The organism is Dyella choica (genome assembly GCF_003977665.1).
Classification (GTDB): domain Bacteria; phylum Pseudomonadota; class Gammaproteobacteria; order Xanthomonadales; family Rhodanobacteraceae; genus Dyella_B; species Dyella_B choica.
The window spans coordinates 2,841-5,952 of record NZ_RYYV01000049.1; the positions used below are offsets into that span (position 1 = coordinate 2,841).

The 3,112-nt window shown below is 54.2% G+C and carries 4 protein-coding genes and 1 pseudogene; all 5 read right to left on the reverse strand.

What is annotated here, in order from left to right; translation table 11 throughout:
- Positions 1–145 (reverse strand): annotated as a pseudogene (locus tag EKH80_RS24315) (DDE-type integrase/transposase/recombinase); the annotation flags it as partial.
- A gap of 408 nt (positions 146–553) precedes the next feature.
- Positions 554–1,129 carry a hypothetical protein gene (locus EKH80_RS23440; RefSeq protein ID WP_126687220.1) on the reverse strand — a complete coding sequence of 192 codons (576 nt, stop codon included), beginning with the start codon at positions 1,127–1,129 and terminating at the stop codon, positions 554–556.
- A 16-nt stretch (positions 1,130–1,145) separates the two neighbouring features.
- Positions 1,146–1,586: an AHH domain-containing protein gene (locus EKH80_RS23445; protein ID WP_126687221.1), complete on the reverse strand. Its 441-nt coding sequence runs from the start codon at positions 1,584–1,586 to the stop codon at positions 1,146–1,148.
- A gap of 77 nt (positions 1,587–1,663) precedes the next feature.
- Entirely contained in the window at positions 1,664–2,197 is a 534-nt protein-coding gene (locus EKH80_RS23450; protein ID WP_126687222.1) for a hypothetical protein, read from the reverse strand.
- Between the two features lie 40 nt (positions 2,198–2,237).
- The gene (locus EKH80_RS23455; protein WP_126687223.1) at positions 2,238–2,828 is read right to left on the reverse strand and encodes an AHH domain-containing protein; all 591 of its coding nucleotides are present in this window, start codon (positions 2,826–2,828) and stop codon (positions 2,238–2,240) included.
- Positions 2,829–3,112 lie beyond the last annotated feature (284 nt).

Consider the following 3,112-nt stretch of genomic DNA (forward strand, 5'->3'; position numbering starts at 1 on the left):
ACGCGCTACATACCAGCTCGGCCGGCATGTTCCGTGCCATTGCCCAACCAACGACCTTGCGCGAGAACAAGTCCATGACGGCGGCCAGATAGAGCCACCCCTGACGGGTGCGGATATACGTGATATCCGCCGCCCACGCGCGATTGACGGGGCAAACCTCAGGGACGGAGGTGGTTAAACAGAGTTGACTCGCTCCGTCCCTGAGGTATCCCCACGTTTTTTTAGTCAAGAAGCCATGTCAAATCAGAAAGATGGACTTTTACGGCAGGCCTGATGTTTTTGCTCGTCATTGCGGCGCAGGCCGGAATCCAGTCTCAATACGCGTCCGAAGGACACATTACGTTTTTTATGTTGAGTGCTTCGCACAATGTGCTGGAACTGGATTCCGGCCTTCGCCGGAATGAAGACTCGCCTTGAAACAACCTAAACGTGACACTGGTTTTCTTGCGGCAATGACTGCCAAAAAACGTGGGGATACCTCAGCCCTCGTCCTGGATTCAGCGGGGTCGCTGCCGCTATGGTGTGTTTCAGTGCTCATGCAACGGAAGAGACGTCAGACCGTCGTCGACACCGCCGGCTCGCCCCATACCTGCACGAAACTCATGCCGGTGATGCCGGCCTGTTTGATCCGACGCTCCAATTCTTTCCGTGCCCCATCGTTGACGTAGATGTCACCCGGCATGGATGGATCAATGAACACGGCGGCGTCGGCTGAGATCGCGGAGTCGATAAATGACGGTTTGTCGATGGCCCCCGAAGCCCGCCTCACCGATTTGTCTTTGTCCACGCAACGGATGAGGTTGGTGGGATTGAAGTAATACTCAACGTGACCCTCAACATCGAGTTCGAGCAGTTGACCGAACTGCGATAGGAATTCGCCCAACGCGTCGCGAGCCTTTGCATTCAATGCCAGGCCATCAGCGGTGAGTGGGCTGATGTCGGCGCGCGGCTTGGGCACCTTTTTGCGCTTTTCTTTGAAGACTTCCAGCTTCGGTCGCCCTGTCCAGTGGAGGGGGCGGCCCGCACCTTCGAACTGCTCCCAAAAATCATCGTCGTCTTCCGCATCTTCGGTGGCCACCAGCATCGCCACCTTGTTGATCAGGTCGTTTTTGATCTGCCAAATGTTCATGTCTGAATACCGATCATCAAAATGGAAAGACGCCCGTTGAGAGTTCTTGCTTCATGCCTTTTAGCTCAACTCGTGCATACTTGTTTTCGGTCGGGTGAACCACGGCGACTTGCTTCAAACGGTAGTGCACTGTCGTGTGGTAGAGATCCGTGTGAACGATGGCATGGACGGTGGCGCCCGTAAGACTGGCAGGCTTCGGGGAGCTTAACCAGCGCGGTAATCGCACACCATTGTCCACATCATTGATGCCGATGCCCCACCTAAAGAGCAACTTCCTGGCACGCATGGCGCGTGGATCGGTGACGGCAACGATGTGATGGGTGGCTAGGCTGCCGCCCTTGGCATCTTTTGGCCTGGCCTCTTTGGCTGCTTTGAGATTGCTTTCGAGCTTGGCGGAATGTCTGGCGTCCCTCTTTGCGTCGGCTGCCAGCTCTGCGGGAGTCGCGGGCTGCGTTATCCTTTCTCTATATTGACACCTGGAAAATAGGGCGTGGGTAGTTAAGCATTTTTAACTACCTACGTCCCGTTTTGCTGTTACGAGGCAGCGCCCCAAACCTGCTTGAAGCCAATACCCCTGATGCCTGATTCGGCAATGCGGTTCTCAAGCTCAAGTTTTGCCGCGTCATTGACGTAAATGCTTGAGAGAACGGCGGCATCCTTGAACACCGTTGCCTGGGAGGGGACGGATGACGCATTGAACGCCGGCTTTTTTACAAATCCCCCAGGCACCACTTCTGATTGATTAAGATCAACACTGGTGAGCACATTGGTGACGTTGTAGTAATACTCAACTTCACCCAGTACATCGATTTCAAGCAGCTGACCGAATTGACTTAAAAAGTCGCCTAATGCATCGCGTGCCTTTCCATTGAGAGCCAAGCCGCCAGGCCGAAAGGGGCTTATATCGGCACGGGGCTTCTGCTTCTTTCGTTTCTTGTCCACGAACGGTTGCAATTTGGGGCGCTTGTTCCAGTGCATGGATGACCCGTCATCACGGAACTGATCCCAAAAGCTAAAGTTGAGCCGATCCTCGTCCGTCACCACCAGCATGGATACTTGATCGATCAAGTCGTTTGTAATTTCCCAAAGTCTCATTGTTACGGCCCGATTAATAGGGGAAAACGCCGTCGATCAGCTCCTGTTTGACTTGGCGGAGTGCCACGCGTCCTGTAGATGGACTGTCATTCGGGATCATGATGAAGCGTGCAAAGACATTCACGTGATAGGCGTCCGTATGGATGACGGCATGCTTCACGGCATGGGGAAGGCTCGATACGGTCGAATCTTCATAGGCGGGCAAATACACGCCGTTATCAACATCATTGATACCGATGCCCCATCGGAACAGCTTCCTTCTCGATTCATTGGCACGCAAGTCAGTGGCGGCTACCACATGGTGCGCAGACACTGTTTTTGGGGCCGCATCTGCCGGCCGATGCTGACCTGCGGCTTTCATATTTCTGGCTAGTCTCGTTGAATGCCTTGTTGTTCTTTCGGCCTCAGCGACCAATCGCTCAGCTGTCACCGGCAATGTATAGCCGTTTTTATAAAGCGTCTCTCGCTTTTTCTTCTTGATGACGACTTCGTTGCCGGCTTCATAGGCTGCCGTGCCCTTGACCACCCGGTTCGCCCCTATCCGCAACTCCAGCAAGTTCAGCTCTGGCTGACTCGGCGGGCTTTTCTCCTCATCAAACGCCATATTTTCCTCCTATGAAAAGGCACCTCATGTGCACCACCGGTGTTTGCGCGGGCCATCGTAGTGCCCCACGGATCCGATTGACGTAACGATAGGACGCTACTTCATTTTGAGTAAACCCAAAAGTCAAATCTAAGTGCTTTATCCCCACGGCCGGAGGTATGCGTCAACAGGGCCACAGGGACGCTCTTTGCCCTGGTCTAATGGTTTCGGACACCGCGATAGGGGATGATTCCCGCCCCGAGACCGATCCCCATGAAACGATCTTCCCGCCGAACATTCGATAC